The following is an 18,348-nucleotide window of genomic DNA, read 5'->3' as shown; positions in this document are numbered from 1 at the left end:
AATGCGGACGGTTGCCGACGTGAGCCTAGTCTCCCCGCCCACCGGCGGACCGGAGGCGGCCCGTGCGCGAGGATGGTCGACATGCGCATCGTGGTTCTGACGGGCGGCATCGGGGGCGCTCGCTTCCTGGTCGGCGTCCGGGCGTACGCCCGCGAGGTCGGCGCCGAGGTGACCGCCGTGGTCAACGTCGGTGACGATCTGCTCCTGCACGGGCTCAAGGTCTGCCCCGACCTGGACAGCGTGATGTACACGCTGGGTGGCGGAGCCGATCCCGAACGTGGCTGGGGGCGCACCGGCGAAAGCTGGGTGGTCAAGCAGGAACTGGCCGCGTACGGCGCCGAGCCGACCTGGTTCGGGCTCGGCGACAAGGACATCGCGACCCACCTCGTACGGACCACGATGGTCAACGCCGGCTACCCCCTGCACGCGGTCACCGAGGCGCTCGCCGCCCGCTGGCAGCCCGGCGTACGCCTGCTGCCGGCGACCGACGACCGGCTGGAGACCCACGTGGTGGTGAGCGGGCCGGCGGTCGCGGACGGCCCCGGCACCGACGGCGCGCAGCGGGCGATCCACTTCCAGGAGTGGTGGGTACGCCACCGCGGCGACATCCCCACCCACCGCTTCGTCTTCGTCGGCGCGGACACCGCCCGGCCGGCCCCCGGCGTGCTGGCGGCGATCGCCGGGGCCGACGTGGTGCTCGTCGCGCCGAGCAACCCGGTGGTGAGCATCGCCCCGATCCTGGCCGTGCCGGGGCTGCGCGAGGCGGTCGCCGGCGGTCCCGCCCCCGTGGTCGGCGTGGCCCCGATCATCGGCGGCGCCCCGGTTCGCGGCATGGCGGACCGCTGCCTGGACGTGCTGGGGGTGGAGTGCAGTGCGGCCGGGGTGGGCCGGATGTACGGCGGCCGGTCGGCCGGCGGGCTCCTCGACGGCTGGCTGGTCGCCGAGGAGGACGCCGACGCCGTGGTGCCGGGCGTGACGGTACGGGCGGCGCCGCTGCGGATGACCGACGAGGCGGCGACGGCGGCCATGGTCCGCGCCGCGCTGGAGCTGACATGAGACTGGAGATCCTGCCGGTGCCGGGCATCGGCCACGTGTCCGAGGGCGACGACCTGGCGGCCCTGATCGCCGGCGCCGCGCCCTGGCTGCGCGACGGCGACGTGCTGGTGGTGACCAGCAAGATCGTCTCGAAGGCGGAGGGTCGGCTGGTCGACGTCCCGGCCGACGGGCCGGAACGCCTCGCCGCGCGCGACGAGGTGCTGGCCGCCGAGACCGCGCGGGTGGTGGCGAGCCGCGGCGCGACCCGGATCGTGCAGACCCACCACGGCTTCGTGATGGCCTCGGCGGGCATCGACGCCTCGAACGTCGACAAGACCCGGCTCGTGCTGCTCCCCGAGGACCCGGACGCCTCCGCCCGGGCGCTGCGGGCCGCCCTGCGCGAACGCCACGGCGTGGACGTCGCGGTGATCGTCAGCGACACGATGGGCCGGCCCTGGCGCAACGGGCTCACCGACGTGGCGCTCGGCGTCGCCGGCATGGACGCGATCCGCGACCACCGGGGCGAGATCGACCCGTACGGCAACGAGCTCCAGCTCACCGAGATGGCGGTCGTGGACGAGCTGGCCGGCGCCGGTGAGCTGATCAAGGGCAAGTGCGACCAAGTGCCGGTCGCGGTGGTGCGCGGCTACCTCACCGCGCCCCGACCGGACGACGGCGTCGGCGCGGCGGCGCTGGTCCGCGACGCCACCATGGACCTCTTCTCGCTGGGCACCGCCGAGGCGAAGGCCGCCGGGCTGGCCGCCGCCGCCACCCTGCCGGACGGCCCCAACCCGAGCCCACCCGCCCCGGAGGCCGTACGCCGAGCGATCGGCACCGTCGCGGACGTGGTCGCTCCCGGCACGCTGTTCACCCTGGTCTGCGACGAGGAGGCGCGCGCCGGGCTGATGGCCCGGGTGCCGGGCTGGCCGGCGCGGGCGACGACGCTGCTGCTCGGCGCACCGGCCACCCCGGCCGGCCCGGCCGACCTGGTCCGCTTCGGTGCCGACCTGCAACGCCTCCGGACCGCCCTGGCGGCCGAGGGCGTCGCCTCCGTGCTGCTTCCCCCGCCCCCCGGCACCGCCGCGAGCGCCGCCCTGGCGCTGTGACGGCGGCGCTCAGGGGTTGAGCATCGCCCGCCCCAACGGGGTCAGGGTGTGCAGGACGGTGTTGCGGTCGCGCTGGCTGACCAGCAGGCCGGCGTTGCGCAGCACGGTGGTGTGCTGGCTCGCGGCGGCGGCCGAGATGTTCAACCGGCGGGCCACCTCGCCGGTGGTGCAGCCGTCGTCGCTGCTCGCCAGCACGGCGGCCCGGGTGCGGCCGACCAGCGCGGCCAGCGCCGCCCGCCCGGGATCCGGCGCGTCGGCGTCGCTGCGCTCGCCCGGGGACGGCAGCAGGCCGCCGAGCCGGTCCACCGGGTAGACCAGGACCGGGGGCAGCTCCGGGTCGAGCAGGGCCACGGGGTTGGGCGCGCAGAAGAACGACGGCACCAGCAGCAGCCCGCGCCCGCCCAGGTGCAGCTCCCGGCTGTGCGGGTAGTCGCGGATCTCCAGCACCCCGGAGTCCCACCGCATGGCGGGCCGCAGGCCGGCCATGAGCCCCTCCACCCCGCCGTCGAGCAGGGCCCGGGCGCGCAGGGCCCGGTCGGCCGTCACCGCCGCCTGGATCCGGGCCCAGTACGGGTCGATCGCCAGGCCGCGGTAACGCCTCATCGCGTCGGTCAGGCCGCGCAGCGCGTCCGACTCGCCCCGGGCCAGCGGCCGGGCGGCGGCGGGCAGGGCGCCGTCGGCGGCGAGCAGCACCAGGTCACGTTGCAGCCGCGTCAGGGAGGTGCTGCGGACCGCCTCCAGGCCCGACTCGAACCCCGACACGCTCTCGTAGGGGGTGAGGAAGTCGGGAAAGTAGCCACGGGGCGGGTTGAGCGCCAGCAGCAGCCGCAGCCCCGCCGAGTCCCGGCCCTCGCGCAGTCCCCGCGTCACGCTGCGCCGCCAGCCCGACAGCAGCGGGTCCCGGCCGCGGCCGGGCAGCAGGTGCAGGCTGAGAACCAGCTCCCACATGGGATCCGCCGCCGGCGCCACCCTGGTCCGGAGGATGTCCTCGGCGGAAAAGTAGATCTTCAGCATGGACGGCTCCCGCGTCGCCGGACAGCGGGGACACCCGGCGACCGTTCGCACTGTACCCGGCCGGCACTTATCTTCGTCTTTAAGCCTGAGCTGAAAGACCTCGACATCCCCGGGCCGCGCCCGGCATGCTTCCAGGGCCCGCGCACGGGTGGGCGCGTCACCGACGCGCCCGACCCGGGCGGTGAGGACCACGACCGGACGACACCACGAGGGTCCGCGGCCACGTTCCGTGGAGGTGTCGTCCGGTCGTCGGGCCGTCGACGTGCGGCGGGCACCCCGGCGCGTGCGGCGGCTCGTACCCTGTCCAGATGGCCGACTCCCCCACCGCCGCCCCCCGGCCGTCGCCGGACGCCGACGCGTACGCCACACTGCACGCCGACACCGTCGCGACGCTGCACCGGTGGGTGCCGACCAGCCCCGCCGCCGCCGAGGCCCGGGACCGCACCGTGGCGCTGCTCGCCGCCGGACCCGTGGCGATGAGCCGGACGCACCGCGGCGGGCACGTCACGGCGAGCGCACTGGTGCTCGACGCCACCGGGTCGCGGGCACTGCTCTGCCTGCACGGCAAGTTCCGGCGGTGGGTGCAGCTCGGTGGGCACTGCGAGCCGGCCGACCCGACCCTCGCCGCCGCCGCCCTGCGCGAGGCCGGCGAGGAGTCCGGCATCACCGGCCTGCGCATCGACCCGGTGCCGATCGACGTCGACATCCACCCGGTGGGCTGCCAGGGCGGCTCGCTGCACCACGACGTGCGCTTCGCGGTCCTCGCGCCGCCCGGCGCGGTCGCACAGGTCAGCGAGGAATCCGAGGCACTGGGCTGGTTCCCGCCGGACCAGCTGCCGGAGCCGCTGGCCGGCGGGACGGCACGCCTGCTCGCCCCGGCCCTGGCCGCGCTCAGACGAGCCCCTCTTCGCCCCGTTCCTTGAGCTCGTCGACGACCTTCTTGACCTCCTGCGCCCGGCTCCGGGGGCAGATCAGCAGCGCGTCCGGGGTGTCGACGATGATCAGATCGTGTACGCCGACGGCGGCCACCAGCCGCCCGGAGTGCGGCACCACCACCAGCCCGCCGCTGTCGCGCAGCAACACGCCCGGCTTCGCGTCGGTGCCGAGCACCACGTTGCCGTCCGCGTCGGCGGGCAGCACCTCACCGAGGGTGTGGAAGTCGCCGATGTCGTTCCACCCGAAGTCGCCCGGCACCGTCGCCACCCGGCCGGCGGTCGCCGCGCCCTCCATCACCGCATAGTCGACGGAGATCTTCGGCAGCGTGGGCCAGACCGTGCCGAGCACGTCGTCCTGGTCCTCCGTGCCCCACGCCCCGGCGATCGCGCTGATCCCGGCGTGCAGGGCGGGCTGCTGGCGGGCCAGCTCGGCGAGGAACACGTCGACCCGCCAGACGAACATGCTGGCGTTCCAGAGGTGCCGCCCGGAACGCAGGTACGCCTCGGCCACCTCCGCGCTGGGCTTCTCCTTGAACTCGGCCACCGGGCGCAGCGGCCCCCCGTCGACCGGGTCGCCGGTCTCCAGGTAGCCGTAGCCGGTCTCGGCCCGGGTCGGGGTGATGCCGACAGTCATCAGCAGGCCCCGCTCGGCGCCGCGTACCGCCTCCCGGACGACCTCCCGCCACCGCTGCGGGTCACCGATCAGGTGGTCGGCGGCGAAGGAGCCCATCACCGCCTCCGGGTCGCGCCGCGCGATGACCGCGGCGGCCAGGGCGATCGCCGCACACGAGTCCCGGGGCGAGGGCTCGACCAGGATGTTCTCCTCCGGCAGCCCGGTGAGCTGGCGCGCGACCGCCGTCACGTGGGCGGTCCCCGTGACCACGAGGGTGCGCTCGGCGGTGGCCAACGGGCCCAGCCGGTCCACCGTCGCCTGGAGCAGCGAGGCGGCGGAGCCGGTCAGCGGATGGAGGAACTTGGGGTGGCCGGCACGGGACAGCGGCCACAACCTCGTGCCACTGCCACCCGCCGGGATGACGGCGTAGATCACCCGCACATCATGCCCGATCCGGGCGAGCGGGGACGCACTCTCGGACCGCGCGGCGGGGCGGTCAGGACCGCACCCGGCTCCAGGCCGCGATGTGCACCTCGGCGCTGGACTCCCAGGTGAACTCCTTGGCCCGGTCGAAACCGGCCTTGGCCAGTGCCAGCCGCCGGGGCTCGTCGTCGAGCAGCGCGGCCAGGTCGGTGGCGATCTGGTCGGGTGCCTCGCTGGTGTACGCGACCGCGTCGCCGCCCACCTCGGGCAGCGACAGCCGGGGCGTGGTGAGCACCGGGGCGGCGCACGCCATCGCCTCCAGGATCGGCAGGCCGAAGCCCTCCCCGTAGGACGGATAGGCGGCCACCAGCGCCCCGCCGAGGAAACCGGGCAGGTCCGCGTAGCGGAGATAGCCGGGGCGCAGCAGCCGCAGGTGCGACGGGACCTCCGCCACCGCGCGGTCGATGTCGTCGTCGTGCCCCTGGCCGCCGGCGATCACCAGGGCCGGCGGATCCGCCCGCTCGGCCACCGCGCGGGCCCAGCCACGGATCAGGTTCGGCACGTTCTTGCGCGGCTCCTTGGCGCCCAGGAAGGCCACGTAGTTGGTGCCCCCGAGCCCCAGCCGGGCCCGCACGCGGGCCTTCTCCTCGTCGCTGGGCGCGTGGAAGGCGGAGTGGTCGACACCGTGGTAGGCGACGTCGATCCGGGTGGGGTCGGCGTCGAGAAGCCGGATCAGCTCGTCCCGGGTGGCCTTGCTCGGCACGATCACCCGGCTGGCGCGGCGCAGCGAGGTCTTGATCGCGCTGCGGAAGAAGGTGCGCCGCGACTTGTCGTAGTGCTCCGGCTCGGTGAAGAACGTCGCGTCGTGCACGGTCACCGTGACCGGACAGCCGGCGCGCAGCGGGCAGGTGTAGAAGGGCGAGTGCAGCACCTGCGCGCCCACCTGCTGGGCGAGCAGCGGCAGGCCGGTCTGTTCCCAGGCGAGCCGGGCGGGGCGGTGCGCGACGGCGGCCGGCGCGGGAATGATCTCCGCCCCGGGCAGCATCCGGGTGTAGCGCTCCAGGTCGGTACGGAGGCTGACGACGGCCAGATCCACCCCCGACCCGCACACCTTGCCGAGGGCACCGAGCAGGCCGTCGACGTATCGACCGACGCCGCCGCGGTCGACGGGGACGCTGGTGGCGTCGATGAGCACGCGGGGCGGGCGACCGGCGGTCACGGGGCGACTCCTTGCACTGACGGGCCTGTGGGGAACAACACTCCGGCAAGCCTACGCCGGAGCCCGGCGCCGACGCTGACTGCGACCCGACGGTACGCGGACTTGTCGCCGTCGTCGGGTCCGGCCACCGGGGCGTATCGTTCGCCCCGATGGCCGACAACATTGCCCGGGTCTTCGCCGACGTGATCGCGACCGACCCGACCCGACCGCTGCTGACCTGGTACGACGACGCCACGGGCGAACGGACCGAGCTTTCCGGCGCGACGCTGGCGAACTGGGTCGCCAAGACCGCCAACCTGCTCGTCGACGAGGTGGCCCTGGCCCCCGGTGACGTCGCCGGGGTGGCGCTGCCCCCACACTGGCAGACCGCCGCGGTGCTGCTCGGCTGCTGGTCGGCCGGGCTGACCGTGGCCGACACGCCGGGCGACGTGGACGTGCTCTTCGCCGCCGCCGCGCGGCTCGGCGAGGCGGACGCCTGGTCGGCGGGCGAGCGGTACGTCCTCGCGCTGGACCCGTTCGCCCTGCCGATGCGCGAGGTCCCGCCCGGCTACGCCGACTTCGTGTCGCACGTACGCACGCACGGCGACCACTTCGGCCCGTCCGGGCGGGGCGGCCCGGGCGACGCGGAGCTGCTGGCCCGCACGCGCGCCCGTGCGGCGGAGCTGGGCATCTCGCCCGGCGGCCGGGTCCTGGTCGACACGGCCGCGTACCCCGACCCGGTCGACTGGCTGCTCGCCCCGCTGACGGCGGGCGCGAGCGCGGTCCTCTGCGCCAACCTGGACCCGTCGGCGCTGCCCGCCCGCGCGAGCACGGAGAAGGTCACCCGCACCCTGCCCTGATCCGCCCCCGCGCACCGGCGGGCGGGGTGCCGTCAGCCGGGGGTGGGTCCGGTGTGGGGGGCGCGGCGGCGGGCGAGGGTGGCGAAGGCCGTGAGGGACTCCGGGTTGGCCAGGGCGCCCCGGGCCGCCGCCGAGTCCACCGGGGTGCCCGTGAGGATCTTCTTCACCGGCACCTCCAGCTTCTTCGCCGACAGGGTGCGCGGCACGGCCCGCACCTGGTGGATCTCGTCCGGTACGTGCCGGGGCGACAGCGCGGTACGCAGCTCGCGGCAGATCGTCCCGCGCATCGCGTCGTCCAGCTCCAGCCCCTCGGCGAGCACCACGAACAGCAGCAGTTCCCCCGCGCCGCCCTCGTCGTCCTCCAGGTGCACGACCACCGAGTCGACGACCTCGTCGAGCCCCTCGACCACCGAGTAGAACTCGGCGGTGCCGAGCCGCACCCCGCCCCGGTTGAGGGTGGCGTCGGAGCGGCCCGTGATCACGCAGCCGCCCCGGTCGTTGACGGTGATCCAGTCGCCGTGCCGCCAGACGCCCGGATACAGGTCGAAGTACGCCTCCCGGTAGCGGGTGCCGTCCGCGTCGTTCCAGAAACCCACCGGCATGCTCGGCATCGGCTCGGTGATCACCAGCTCGCCCAGCTCGCCGATGACGGGGGTGCCGTCGGCCGAACGGGCCTCCACCTTCGCGCCGAGCGCCCGGCAGGCGATCTCCCCGGCGTGCACCGGCAGCAGCGGGACCCCGCCGACGAAGCCGGTGCAGACGTCCGTGCCGCCGGAGAGCGACTGGAGCTGGAGGTCGTCGCCGACCGTCTCGTACACCCAGGTGTAGCCCTCGGCGGGCAGCGGCGCTCCGGTCGAGCCGACCCCGCGCAGCGCGGAGAGGTCGGCGACGTCCTTCGGCACCAGCCCCGCCTTGCGGCAGGCCAGCAGGAACGGCGCGGACGTGCCGAGGTAGGTCGTGCCGGTCTCCTCGGCCAGCCGCCACAGCGCCCCCAGGTCGGGGTGGGCCGGGTTGCCGTCGAAGAGCACGATCGCCGCGCCCACCGCCGGCCCGGAGACCAGGAAGTTCCACATCATCCAGCCGGTGGTGGTGAACCAGAAGAACCGGTCCGCCGGGCCCAGGTCGTGGTGCAGGGCCAGCATCTTCAGGTGTTCCAGCAGGATGCCGCCGTGGCCGTGCACGATGGGCTTGGGCAGGCCCGTGGTGCCGGAGGAGTAGAGCACGTACAGCGGGTGGTCGAAGGCGACCGGGGTGAAGGTCAGCGGCTCGTCGGTGGGCGCCGCCAGCTCCGACCAGGGCAGCGCGGCCATCGTCCGGTCCGCCGCGCCGCCGGGCGGCGCGGCGGCCGGACCGGGGCCGTCGGGGCCGGCCGGGTCCAGGTAGGCGATGGTGACGACGTGCTCCAGCGACGGCAGGGCGGCGGCGATCGCGGCCACCTCGCCGCGCCGGTCCACCGGCTTCTCGCCGTAGCGGTAGCCGTCCACCGCGACCAGGACCTTCGGCTCGATCTGCTGCCACCGGTCGGTGACGCTGCGGGTGCCGAACTCCGGCGCGCAGGAGGAGAAGATGGCACCCAGGCTGCTGGTGGCCAGCAGCAGCACGTACGTCTCGGGGATGTTCGGGGCGTAGGCGGCCACCCGGTCGCCGGCGGCGACGCCGAGCCGGCGCAACCCGGCCGCCACCCGACGGACCTGCTCGCGCAGCCCGGCGGCGGTGAGGGTGACCGGCGCGCGGGTCTGGCCGTGCGCGATCACCACCGGGTCGCCGTCGGCCCGGCCCGGCATCCGCAGCACGTTCTCCGCGTAGTTCAGGGTGGCCCCGGGGAACCAGCGGGCGCCGGGCATGCCCCGGTCGGTCAGGGTGGCGGTCGGCGGGGTGTGCGCGACGACCTCGAAGTGGTCCCAGATCGAGCGCCAGAACGCGTCGAGGTCCGAGACCGACCAGCGCCACAGCTCGTCGTAGTCGGCGAAGTCCAGCCCCCGGTGCTCCCGCAGCCAGCGCAGGTAGCTCCCGATCCGGGACCGCTCGCGTACGTCCGCCGGCGGCGTCCACAGCACGTCACCCACCGCTTCACCCTCCCCTGGCCCCGCACGACACTGTGCACCGGGCCGTCGCGCCATCTTCCCTCACCGCACGCCGCGGGCCGAGTGCAGGGAAGGGCACATTCCTCACCTGCCCGGCGCTCAGCCGGCGCGGTGGGCCTGGATGGCGCGCCGGCGGGCCAACCGGTGGGCGCGACGGATCTCCGCCTCCCGGTAGCGGCGCTCGTCCTGCGGGCTCTCCGGCAGCACCTGCCGGACCGGCCGCGGCGCGCCGCCGAGGTCGACGCCCACGAAGACGAGGTACGCGGTCGCCACCCGCACCGGCTCGTCCTCGGCCGAGTCCCACCGCTCGGCCACCACCCGCACGCCGACCTCCATCGACGTCTGCCCGGTCCAGTTCACCTGCGCGTGCGCGTGCAGCAGGTCCCCGACCCGGACCGCCTCCGTGAAGACGATCTCGTCGATGGCGGCGGTCACCGCCGTGCCGCCGCTGTGCCGGGCGGCGGCGGCCCCCGCCACGTCGTCGATGAACTTCATCAGCACCCCGCCGTGCACGGTGCCGTAGAGGTTGACGTCGACCGCGGTCATGATCCGGCTCAGGGTCACCCGGGAGTATGAGGTCGGCTTGCCGTTCGGCGCGGTGGTGGACTGCTCGGTCATGCCGAAAACGGTACGGTGCGCGGATGCGACATCTCTGGAGCTTCCTCGCGGGGTTGGTGGTGGCGCCCGTCACGTGGGTGCTGGTCACCCTCGGGCAGCACGGGTCGGCGGGCACCGTCGACCGCTGGGTCGAGATCGGCACGTTCAACTCGGCCAACCTCATCGAGCCCGCCGTCTACCTCGCCGTCGGCGGGGTCCTGCTCGGCCTGCTCGGCACGCTGCGCACCTCACCGCTCGGTCCCCTCGTGGCGGGGCTGCTGCTCGCCACCCCGTACGTGGCGATGTTCGCCGCGCCCTTCCAGGTCCGGGACCGCATCCCGGACGGCTGGAAGGTCTTCGGCGATCCCCTGCCGCTGCACGTTCCGGTGGAGAACGGCACGCTCTTCCTGATCGGCCTGCTGCTGGTCATGGCCACCTTCAGCGGGCAGCGGTGGCGACGGTGGCCGTGCCCGGTGGCCGCGCCCGCGCCAGCGCAGGCCGAGGGGCCGGAGCGCACCGACTACACGCTGACCGACTGGCCGCCGGCCGACCAGGCCGAGCGGGACACCCCGCCGGCGAGCCTCGGCTACCCGGATCCGACACCGACCGATCCGCTGCCCCGCCGCGGCGGCGGGGAGTCACCGTGGTCGGCGCCGCCCCGGGGCACCAGCCGGCCCGAGGAGACCACCACCGACCTCCGACAGGACCGGTCCTGACCAGGGGCCCCGGTTCCCCGGCCGAGACCGGGGAACCGGGGCCCACCCCCCGTACGGCCGCCCGCGCGCCCCGGGACGAATCGGGGCGCACGAGGCTGACCTACTGATCGGCGGGTCGGCCCAGGTCGCCCGACCCCGCCGTCAGCAGTGGCTGAATTTGCCGTTGTAGTACTTCGGCCAGGTCATCGCGGCCCGGGTGTTCGGCCCGTAGGTACCGTCCACGGTGATCCTGCGGAGCGTCTGCACGTACCGCACCGCCTTCTCGGTAGCCGCACCGAAATCGCCGTCCTGCGTGAGGTTCCGGCCATAGCAGCGGTTCAGCGCGTTCTGGAGCTTGTAGACGCCGTCGTTCTTGTGTCCCCGCACCAGGGTGCAGTTCGCCTCACCGCCGTCGCGGGTGATGCTGGGGATGGGGACGGTGTACCCGGTGCCGGTCACGAAGTCCGTCCAGCTCTGGCAGACGGCGGCGGCGGCCCCGACACCGCCGCCCTCGGCCGCGCCGGGCTGCGGGGCGACCGGCTCGGGGGCGGTCCGCTCGGCGGCCGGTCCGGCGTACGCCGCCGACGGGGCGAGCAGGGCGGCGAGGCCGGTGGTCGCCCCGGCCAGGGCGAGCAGGGTCCGGCGGCGGGAGTGTGGGTGCATGGTGGGGCTCCGATCTGTTGGCGGCTGGTGCCGGCTATGGGTGGTGCGGTGTTGCCGGTGAAACGGTCACGAATCCGGAGCGCCGGGTTCGTCCCGGTAGACGGCGCAGAGGTGCTGGTCCCAGTGGCGGCCCGCGTAGTAGTCGTGGTCGCGCAGCACGCCCTCCACCCGGAAGAACCGGTCCCGCCCGCTGCTCACCTGTGACCAGTTGAAGCCGGGGATCTCGAAATAGATCTTGTGCAGCGGGAACGTGTGGAAGAGGTAGCGCACGAACCGCTCGACCGACCGGGCGGCCAGCCCGACGCCCGCGTACCTCGGGTGGAAGACGGCGCCGACGTAGAGGTGCCGCATGGCCGGGTCGGCGGCGTAGGCGACCACCTGACCGATCGGCTGGCCGTCTGCGGCCCGGCGTACGACGAACTGCACGAGCACCTGCCGCCACAGGTCCTCCATGAACCGCTCGAACGACGGCGGCGCGCCCCGGTAACGCCAGCGGAAGCAGGTCTCCGGCATCGTCGCCAGCGAGTAGAGGAAGTCGATGTCGTCGGGTTCGACGGCGGCCAGCCGGACGGCCCGGTCAGCGAGCACCGGCACCAGCGGGTCGGCCACCGGCTGCGGGCGGGGCGGGCCGGGCGCGGTCACGCCGACGGCGTCGCCCGGCTGTCCGGTGACGACCTGGATCGACAGGCCGGGAAAGCCGGTGGCCCGCTCGGCCAGGCTGAGCACGTCCGCCACGCTGGCCGGCGGGTGCGCCGCGTCCAGTGCCACGCCGTGTTCGTCGAGCCACGCCAGCAGGCTCATCATGGCCAGGCTGTCGAGGTGCAGCTGGTCTGCCAGTCGGGCGCCGTCGGTGAGTTCCGCGACGTCGCGGGCGAGCAGTTCGGCGAGTTGCTCGCGGTACGCCTCCCGGCGGCTGGTGCCCAGGGTGTCGACCGTCATCCGGGTGTCCCTTCTCTCGACGTCCACCGCAACGTTGGTTCCCGTCGGTCATCGCCGCCTCAGCGCGGCGTCAGAGCCGGTTCTGATCCGCCTCTGACCGGTGGCGCGCAGCGTGCGGGGCATGAGGACTGTGGTCGACGCGATCCTGGACCGCCCCGGCGACGGTGCCCTGACCGTGCTCACCGGGAGCGGGGAGACGACGCGGGGCACCTGGGCGGAGGTGGACCTGCTCGCCCGCCGGATCGCCGGGGTGCTGCGTCGGGACGGGCTGGGTCCGGGCTGCCGGGTGGGGCTGCTCGCGGACACCGGGGTGGAGCTGATCGCCACGCTCCAGGGGGTCTGGCTGGTTGGCGGTGCGGTCACCGTCCTGCCGGTGCCGCCCCGCCGGGGCGGGGTCGACCGGCACGAGCTGACCCGCGCCGTGGCGGCGGACGCGGGGTTCCACCTCGTGGTGGCCGCCGATGAGGTGCCGGCGGGCGCCGTCCCGCCCGGTACGCCGCTGGTGTCGCTGGCGGCGCTGGTCCGCCGGGCGGCCGGCTCGACGCCGACGGTGGTGACCCGTCCGGACCCCACAGATCTGGCCGTGCTCCAGTACACGAGCGGGTCCACCCGGCGACCGCGCGGCGTCCCGGTCAGCCACGCGCACCTGGCGGCCAACCTGAGGGCCATCCGGGACGCCACGGACCACGAGCGGGACCATCCGGGGCCCCTGCTGAGCTGGTTGCCGCTCTATCACGACATGGGGTTGGTCGGCGCGTTGACGTTGACGATGACGTGCGGCTGCGCCGCGGTGCTGGTCTCGCCGGCGGCGTTCGTCCGCCAGCCGGCGGTGTGGTTGGCGGCTGTGCGGACCTACCGGCCGACCTGGTCCGGGGGACCGAACTTCGCGTTCGCGCTGCTGACGCGGCTGCTGCGCCGGTCACCGGAGGCGGATCTCAGCTCACTGCGGCACCTGGTGTCGGGAGGTGAGCCGGTCGACGCGTCGACCATGGCCGGCTTCCTCGACGAGGCCGCGCGCCACGGGCTCGATCCGCGCGTGTTCACACCGGCGTACGGGTTGGCCGAGTCCACCCTCGCCGTGACCTGTCCGCCCCGGGGGCGAGGGCTGCGGGTGGACCGGGTCGATCCGGACGTGCTGGCGGCGCGGGGGATCGCGATGCCCGCCACCGAGGGCGGCCGGCAGCGGGCGCTGGTACGCCTCGGCCGCCCGGTGCCGGGGGCATCGGTGCGGATCGTGGACCAGCACACGGGGGTCGCGCTCGGCGACCGGCGGGTGGGTCACATCGAGGTGGGCGGGCCGTCGGTGGTCGGACGGTACTGGGGCGAGCCGGCGGGGCCGCCCGCCGGTTGGCTGCGTACCGGCGATCTGGGCTACGTCGTCGACGGCGAGTTGGTGGTCTGCGGCCGGGAGAAGGATCTGGTCATCGTGGGGGGACGCAACGTCCATCCCGCCGACGTGGAGGCCGCGGCGGCGGTGGTACCGGGGGTCCGGGCCGGCGGGGTGGTGGCGTTCGGCGTGCCCTCTCCGGACGGCGAACGCCTGGTCGTGGCGGTGGAGACCACGGACATCCGGCCCGAGGTGGTCCGCCGCGCGGTGCGGGCCGCCGTCGTCGACCGCATCGGCGTCGCGCCGGCGGAGGTGCGCACGGTGCCGCCACGTCAGCTGCCGAAGACCACCTCGGGCAAGCTACGCCGCGCCGAGGCGCGGCGGCGTTACCAGCGCGGGGAGTGGGGTCGGACGACGGGGTGAGCCCGGAGCGCTAGTCTCCGGCGTCGGTGCCGGGGGTGTGATCGAGCACCGGGTCGCCGCGCAGGATGGCCCGTTCGAGCTGACGCAGTTGTGGTCCGAGGTCGAGCCCCAGCTCGCGCGCCAGTGTCGACCTGGCTCGGCGGTAGGTGGTCAGCGCCTCCGCCGTGAGCCCGGCACGGTGCTGGGCGATCATCAGTTGCGCCACGAAGCGCTGTCGGTACGGGTGCCGGGCGACCAGTTCCAGCAGCCCGCCCAACACCTGGATGTGCCGGCCCGCGTGCAGTTCCGCGTCCACGCGTTCCTCCTCGGCGGTCAGCCGTTCCTCGGTCAGCCCACGGATCAGCCCGTCGCGACTGCCCGGCGGCCCCGCTCCGGCCAACGCGGGCCCCCGCCACAGGGACAGGGCCCGGCGCAGGAGTTGGGCCCGGGTCTCGCCGCGCGGGGTGGCGTGTGCCTGCCGCACGAGGGACCGGAACAGGTGGGCGTCGACGTGGTGCGGATGCGTGGCGAGCAGGTACCCGTCCGCACGGCTCAGCACCTCGACCGAGCCGCCGGCCGGGGCCGCGCGCAGTGCCGCGCGTAGTCGGGAGACGCTCACCTGCACCGCGTGCCGGGCGGTTCGCGGTGGCCCGGCGGGCCAGGTGAGGTCGATCAACCGGTCCGTCGGGACCAGACGGTTCGCCTCGAGGGCGAGCACCGCCAGCAGGAATCGCTGTTGGCGTGGCCCGAGTTCGAGCCGGACGTCGCCGCACCGCACCTCCACGGGGCCGAGCAGCCGGATCTCCACCTGCGCCTCCGCTCACCGGGGATGAGTTCGTGTCATATCGACGATAATCGCTGACAGCAGTTCGCGTCAATGTGACGATTTCTTGTTAGGCTGCACCCATGGCAGCCGCCGGCCCGGACACCACCCACCGCGCCAACCGCCGTCGCGCGACCCTCCAGGTCACCGTCGATCTGGTGATCATGACCATCCGCGACGATGCCCTGCACGTCCTGCTGGTAGAGCGCGGCAACACACCGCACCAGGGCCGACTGGCGCTACCCGGCGGCTTCCTCCGCGACCGGGAGAGCCTGCCCGACGCGGCACGACGGGAGCTGATGGAGGAGACCAGCCTGGACGCGGGCCGCCTCCACCTCGAACAGCTCGGCACCTACAGCGAGCCGGACCGGGACCCGCGCGGTCGGGTGGTGACGGTCGCCTACCTGGCCATCGCGCCCAGCCTGCCGGCGCCGGTGGCCGGCACCGACGCCCGGCACGCCCGGTGGGAACCGGTCGACCTCGTCACGGCCACGCCAGCACAGCTCGCCTTCGACCACGACGAGATCCTCCGGGCCGGGCTCGAACGCGTACGCGGCAAGCTGGAGTACACGACCCTGGCCACGGCCCTGTGCGGGGAGACGTTCACCGTCGGCGAGCTGAGGCGGGTCTACGAGACGGTGTGGGCCACGACGCTCGACCCGCGCAACTTCAACCGGAAGGTCACCGGGACCGAGGGGTTCGTCGTACCGACCGGCCAGAAACGACAACCGGCGACAGGGCGGCCGGCGGCGGTGTACCGGCGGGGCCCGGCGACGGTCCTCTACCCTCCGATGCTGCGGACGAGGATCACCACGGGCAGCGACTAGCTTGTATCTTCGGGGTCATGCTGCCGCGCCCAGAAACTCCGCACGGGCACGGCGTGGACGTGGTGTTCCTCGTGGCTCTCGGTCTCGAACACGACGCGGTCCGCACCCACCTGACCGGCGCCCGGCCACACGTCGACTCCGCCGGCACGCACTACGTCCTCGGCGGGCTGCCCGCCCTGGACAGCCACCCGCCAGGCGCGATCGCGGCCCTCGCCCTGATCGGTGAGGGCAACCTGGCCGCGGCCACCCTCACCGGCCGGGCCATCCAAGAGTTCCGCCCGCGCGCACTCCTGCTCGTCGGCGTCGCCGGTGGGCTCACCGACGAGCCGGCACTCGGCGACGTGGTCGTCGCGACCCGGATCTACGCGTACCAGGGCGGCCGTGCGGAGACCGGGCGGTTCCGCCCCCGACCGCGGGGCTGGCCGACCGCACACGGCCTGGAGCAACTCGCCCGCGCCGTCGCCCGGGACGGCGGCTGGACCGGCAGCCGGCCCGTGCCCCGGGTGCACTTCAAGCCGATCGTCTCCGGCGACGTCGTGCTCGACTCACGGGATGCCCCGGTCGCCCGGCTGATCGCCCGGCACTACAGCGACGCGGCCGCCATCGACATGGAGAGCGCTGGCGTGGCCGAGGCCGCCCACCGCTCCGACTTTCACCAGGTCATCACGATCCGGGGCATCAGCGACGCCGCCGACGGCGGCAAGCGTCGCGCCGACACGGCGGGCTGGCAGCGCCGGGCCGCCGCACTCGCCGCCGACTTCGCCGTGGCACTGGGCCGGGCGGTCGGCGGTACGCCCCGAGGCGCCGACGGAGACCGGGACACGCCGACCGCCCCGCCGGCGTTTACCGCCCCGGCAATCACCACCCCGGCCCTGGCCACCGCCACGACCCCGCCCCCTGAGCCGACCCCGACCCCTGAGCCGGTCCCCGGTGGCGCGCGCACGGCCGCCACCCGGCTGGCAGTGCGCACCCGCCGACTCCCGCGGTCACTCTCCGCCACCGCCATGATCGCAGTGGGGGCCCTGCTCTACGCGGGCATCGACCTCGCGCTGCACCACGACGACAGGCCCGGCAGGCCCGACGACGCCACCACCGACACGTGGACGGAGGCCCACAGCGTGAGCGATATCGCGCTACCGGACTGGCGCACCCTCGACCTGGAGACCGGCGACACCGGCGACTACGACATCGACGACGTCGGCAACCTGCCGGGCATGGACATCGCCCTCTCCCATGACGCCAGCCGCCTGATCACGCTCGGTCCGGCCCGGGTGGCGGTGCTCGACACGACCGGCGACGCCACCGTCGACCGCTGCCTCGCGGCCGAGACGTATGTCGACGGCCTCTACAGCAACCTGCGAGAGCTACTCGATCAGGGCCGTGACGTGTGCGTACGCACCCAGGAGGGGAACCTGGCGATGCTCACCGTGCGGCGGCCCCCGTCAGCCGCCTCGGCCCGGGTCGAGTTCCGCTACACGCTGTGGCGGCTCCGCTAGGCCAGGCCCTTCAGGAGCTGCCGGGCCATCACAATGCGCTGCACCTGGTTGGTGCCCTCGTAGATCTGGGTGATCTTGGCGTCCCGCATCATCCGCTCGACCGGGTAGTCCCGGGTGTAGCCGTAGCCGCCGAGCAGCTGCACCGCGTCGGTCGTGATCTCCATGGCCGCGTCCGAGGCGAAGCACTTGGCCGCCGCGCCGAAGTACGTCAGGTCGGCGTCGCCGCGCTCGGACCTGCCGGCCGCGGCGTACGTCAACTGCCGGGCCGCCTCCAGCTTCATGCCCATGTCGGCGAGCATGAACTGCACGCCCTGGAACTCGGCGACCGCCTTGCCGAACTGCTTGCGCTCCTGGACGTACCCCTTGGCGTAGTCGAGCGCGCCCTGGGCGATGCCGACGGCCTGCGCGGCGATCGTGACCCGGGTGTGGTCCAGGGTCTGCATCGCGGTGCCGAAGCCGGTGCCCTCGGCGCCGATCATCCGGTCGGCCGGGATGCGCACGTTGTCCAGGTAGACCTCGCGGGTCGGCGAGCCCTTGATGCCCAGCTTCTTCTCCGGGGCGCCGAAGCTGACGCCCGCGTCGGACTTCTCGACCACGAAGGCGGAAATGCCCCGCGACCGGGCGGACGGGTCGGTGACCGCGAAGACGGTGTAGAACTGCGAGACCCCGGCGTTGGTGATCCAACGCTTCACGCCGTTGAGCACCCAGTGATCGCCGTCACGCACCGCGCGGGTGGTCATCGACGCGGCGTCGCTACCGGCCTCCGGCTCGGAGAGGCAGTACGAGAACATTCCCTCGCCCGCCGCCACCGGGGTCAGGTAGCGCCGCTTGAGCTCCTCGGAGCCGGCCAGCAGCAGCGGCATCGTGCCCAGCTTGTTGACCGCCGGGATCAGCGAGGACGAGGCGCAGGCCCGCGCCACCTCCTCGATCACGATGGCCGTGGCCAGGGCGTCCGCGCCCGCGCCGCCGTACTCCACGGGGATGTGCGGCGCGTGGAAGTCGGCGGCCCGCAGCGCGTCGTAGGACGCCTTCGGGAACTCGGCGGTCTCGTCCGCCTCGGCGGCGTGCGGCGCCACCTTCGCCGCACAGACCTCCCGTACCGCCTCCCGGATCGCCTCGTGCTCCTCGGGCAACCGGTAGACGTCAAACGACTGCTCTGCGGCCATGTCGGCCCCTCCCCTTCACCGCTATCATGCGCAGTCTGTGAGGTCACGTGACCGTCGACGGCGCAGACTGAAGGATAGCGACCCGGCTCAGCTGATGTTACTGCCGCGTAGCCTCGGACGTGGCGGAGCGCGACGCCGCCCGGCG

17 protein-coding genes are annotated in these 18,348 nt (G+C 74.2%); 8 read left to right on the top strand and 9 right to left on the bottom strand.

The window, feature by feature from the left end; genetic code table 11:
* Nucleotides 1–81: 81 nt before the first annotated feature.
* Nucleotides 82–1,056, top strand: coding sequence for a 2-phospho-L-lactate transferase (cofD, locus tag ACQ452_RS04875; protein WP_433390220.1), 975 nt, complete (start codon nt 82–84; stop codon nt 1,054–1,056).
* A complete protein-coding gene (locus ACQ452_RS04870) occupies nt 1,053–2,141 on the top strand; it encodes a coenzyme F420-0:L-glutamate ligase (RefSeq protein WP_433390217.1) in 1,089 nt (362 codons plus the stop codon). The genes cofD and ACQ452_RS04870 overlap by 4 nt, the downstream gene beginning before the upstream one ends.
* Before the next feature lie 9 nt (nt 2,142–2,150).
* Here the strand turns inward: ACQ452_RS04870 and ACQ452_RS04865 are convergent, their stop codons facing one another.
* Nucleotides 2,151–3,155: an ArsR/SmtB family transcription factor gene (locus ACQ452_RS04865; RefSeq protein WP_433390215.1), complete on the bottom strand. Its 1,005-nt coding sequence runs from the start codon at nt 3,153–3,155 to the stop codon at nt 2,151–2,153.
* A gap of 308 nt (nt 3,156–3,463) precedes the next feature.
* On the opposite strand from ACQ452_RS04865, the gene ACQ452_RS04860 reads away from it, so the two are divergent.
* Nucleotides 3,464–4,078, top strand: coding sequence for an NUDIX hydrolase (locus tag ACQ452_RS04860; RefSeq protein ID WP_433390212.1), 615 nt, complete (start codon nt 3,464–3,466; stop codon nt 4,076–4,078).
* Here the strand turns inward: ACQ452_RS04860 and ACQ452_RS04855 are convergent.
* Nucleotides 4,047–5,138 carry a mannose-1-phosphate guanylyltransferase gene (locus ACQ452_RS04855; RefSeq protein WP_433390210.1) on the bottom strand — a complete coding sequence of 364 codons (1,092 nt, stop codon included), beginning with the start codon at nt 5,136–5,138 and terminating at the stop codon, nt 4,047–4,049. The two genes, ACQ452_RS04860 and ACQ452_RS04855, sit on opposite strands and share 32 nt — an antisense overlap.
* A gap of 61 nt (nt 5,139–5,199) precedes the next feature.
* On the bottom strand, nt 5,200–6,345 hold the full coding sequence (locus ACQ452_RS04850) for a glycosyltransferase family 4 protein (RefSeq protein ID WP_433390208.1): 1,146 nt from the start codon (nt 6,343–6,345) through the stop codon (nt 5,200–5,202).
* Between the two features lie 149 nt (nt 6,346–6,494).
* Between ACQ452_RS04850 and ACQ452_RS04845 the strand changes: the two genes are divergently transcribed.
* Nucleotides 6,495–7,184: a TIGR03089 family protein gene (locus ACQ452_RS04845; protein WP_433390206.1), complete on the top strand. Its 690-nt coding sequence runs from the start codon at nt 6,495–6,497 to the stop codon at nt 7,182–7,184.
* A 32-nt stretch (nt 7,185–7,216) separates the two neighbouring features.
* Here ACQ452_RS04845 and ACQ452_RS04840 read toward each other — a convergent pair whose 3' ends face one another.
* Both ACQ452_RS04840 and ACQ452_RS04835 read right to left on the bottom strand, forming a co-directional pair.
* Nucleotides 7,217–9,250, bottom strand: a complete 2,034-nt coding sequence (locus tag ACQ452_RS04840) for an acetoacetate--CoA ligase (RefSeq protein ID WP_433390204.1) — start codon at nt 9,248–9,250, stop codon at nt 7,217–7,219.
* Between the two features lie 117 nt (nt 9,251–9,367).
* Complete coding sequence (locus ACQ452_RS04835) at nt 9,368–9,886, bottom strand: acyl-CoA thioesterase (RefSeq protein ID WP_433390202.1); 519 nt, start codon at nt 9,884–9,886, stop codon at nt 9,368–9,370.
* Nucleotides 9,887–9,909: 23 nt separating this feature from the next.
* On the opposite strand from ACQ452_RS04835, the gene ACQ452_RS04830 reads away from it, so the two are divergent.
* Complete coding sequence (locus tag ACQ452_RS04830; protein ID WP_433390200.1) at nt 9,910–10,581, top strand: hypothetical protein; 672 nt, start codon at nt 9,910–9,912, stop codon at nt 10,579–10,581.
* Nucleotides 10,582–10,722: 141 nt separating this feature from the next.
* Here the strand turns inward: ACQ452_RS04830 and ACQ452_RS04825 are convergent, their stop codons facing one another.
* The gene (locus ACQ452_RS04825) at nt 10,723–11,223 is read right to left on the bottom strand and encodes a peptidoglycan-binding domain-containing protein (protein WP_433390197.1); all 501 of its coding nucleotides are present in this window, start codon (nt 11,221–11,223) and stop codon (nt 10,723–10,725) included.
* 66 nt (nt 11,224–11,289) lie between these two features.
* Complete coding sequence (locus ACQ452_RS04820) at nt 11,290–12,162, bottom strand: GNAT family N-acetyltransferase (RefSeq protein ID WP_433390194.1); 873 nt, start codon at nt 12,160–12,162, stop codon at nt 11,290–11,292.
* Between the two features lie 121 nt (nt 12,163–12,283).
* On the opposite strand from ACQ452_RS04820, the gene ACQ452_RS04815 reads away from it, so the two are divergent.
* The gene (locus tag ACQ452_RS04815) at nt 12,284–13,912 is read left to right on the top strand and encodes an AMP-binding protein (protein WP_433390191.1); all 1,629 of its coding nucleotides are present in this window, start codon (nt 12,284–12,286) and stop codon (nt 13,910–13,912) included.
* A 10-nt stretch (nt 13,913–13,922) separates the two neighbouring features.
* Here the strand turns inward: ACQ452_RS04815 and ACQ452_RS04810 are convergent, their stop codons facing one another.
* Nucleotides 13,923–14,699, bottom strand: a complete 777-nt coding sequence (locus ACQ452_RS04810) for an AfsR/SARP family transcriptional regulator (protein ID WP_433390189.1) — start codon at nt 14,697–14,699, stop codon at nt 13,923–13,925.
* Between the two features lie 98 nt (nt 14,700–14,797).
* Between ACQ452_RS04810 and ACQ452_RS04805 the strand changes: the two genes are divergently transcribed.
* Nucleotides 14,798–15,541, top strand: a complete 744-nt coding sequence (locus ACQ452_RS04805) for an NUDIX hydrolase (RefSeq protein ID WP_433390186.1) — start codon at nt 14,798–14,800, stop codon at nt 15,539–15,541.
* Between the two features lie 53 nt (nt 15,542–15,594).
* Nucleotides 15,595–17,037 (top strand): hypothetical protein, encoded by a 1,443-nt coding sequence (locus ACQ452_RS04800; RefSeq protein ID WP_433390183.1) that lies wholly within the window; start codon nt 15,595–15,597, stop codon nt 17,035–17,037.
* Here ACQ452_RS04800 and ACQ452_RS04795 read toward each other — a convergent pair.
* The gene (locus tag ACQ452_RS04795) at nt 17,034–18,203 is read right to left on the bottom strand and encodes an acyl-CoA dehydrogenase family protein (protein WP_433390180.1); all 1,170 of its coding nucleotides are present in this window, start codon (nt 18,201–18,203) and stop codon (nt 17,034–17,036) included. The genes ACQ452_RS04800 and ACQ452_RS04795 overlap by 4 nt on opposite strands.
* Nucleotides 18,204–18,348 lie beyond the last annotated feature (145 nt).

This window comes from Micromonospora sp. KLBMP9576 (assembly GCF_050941805.1).
In the GTDB taxonomy this organism is placed as follows: Bacteria; Actinomycetota; Actinomycetes; order Mycobacteriales; family Micromonosporaceae; genus Micromonospora.
This window is presented reverse-complemented; position numbering and strand designations above follow the sequence as displayed.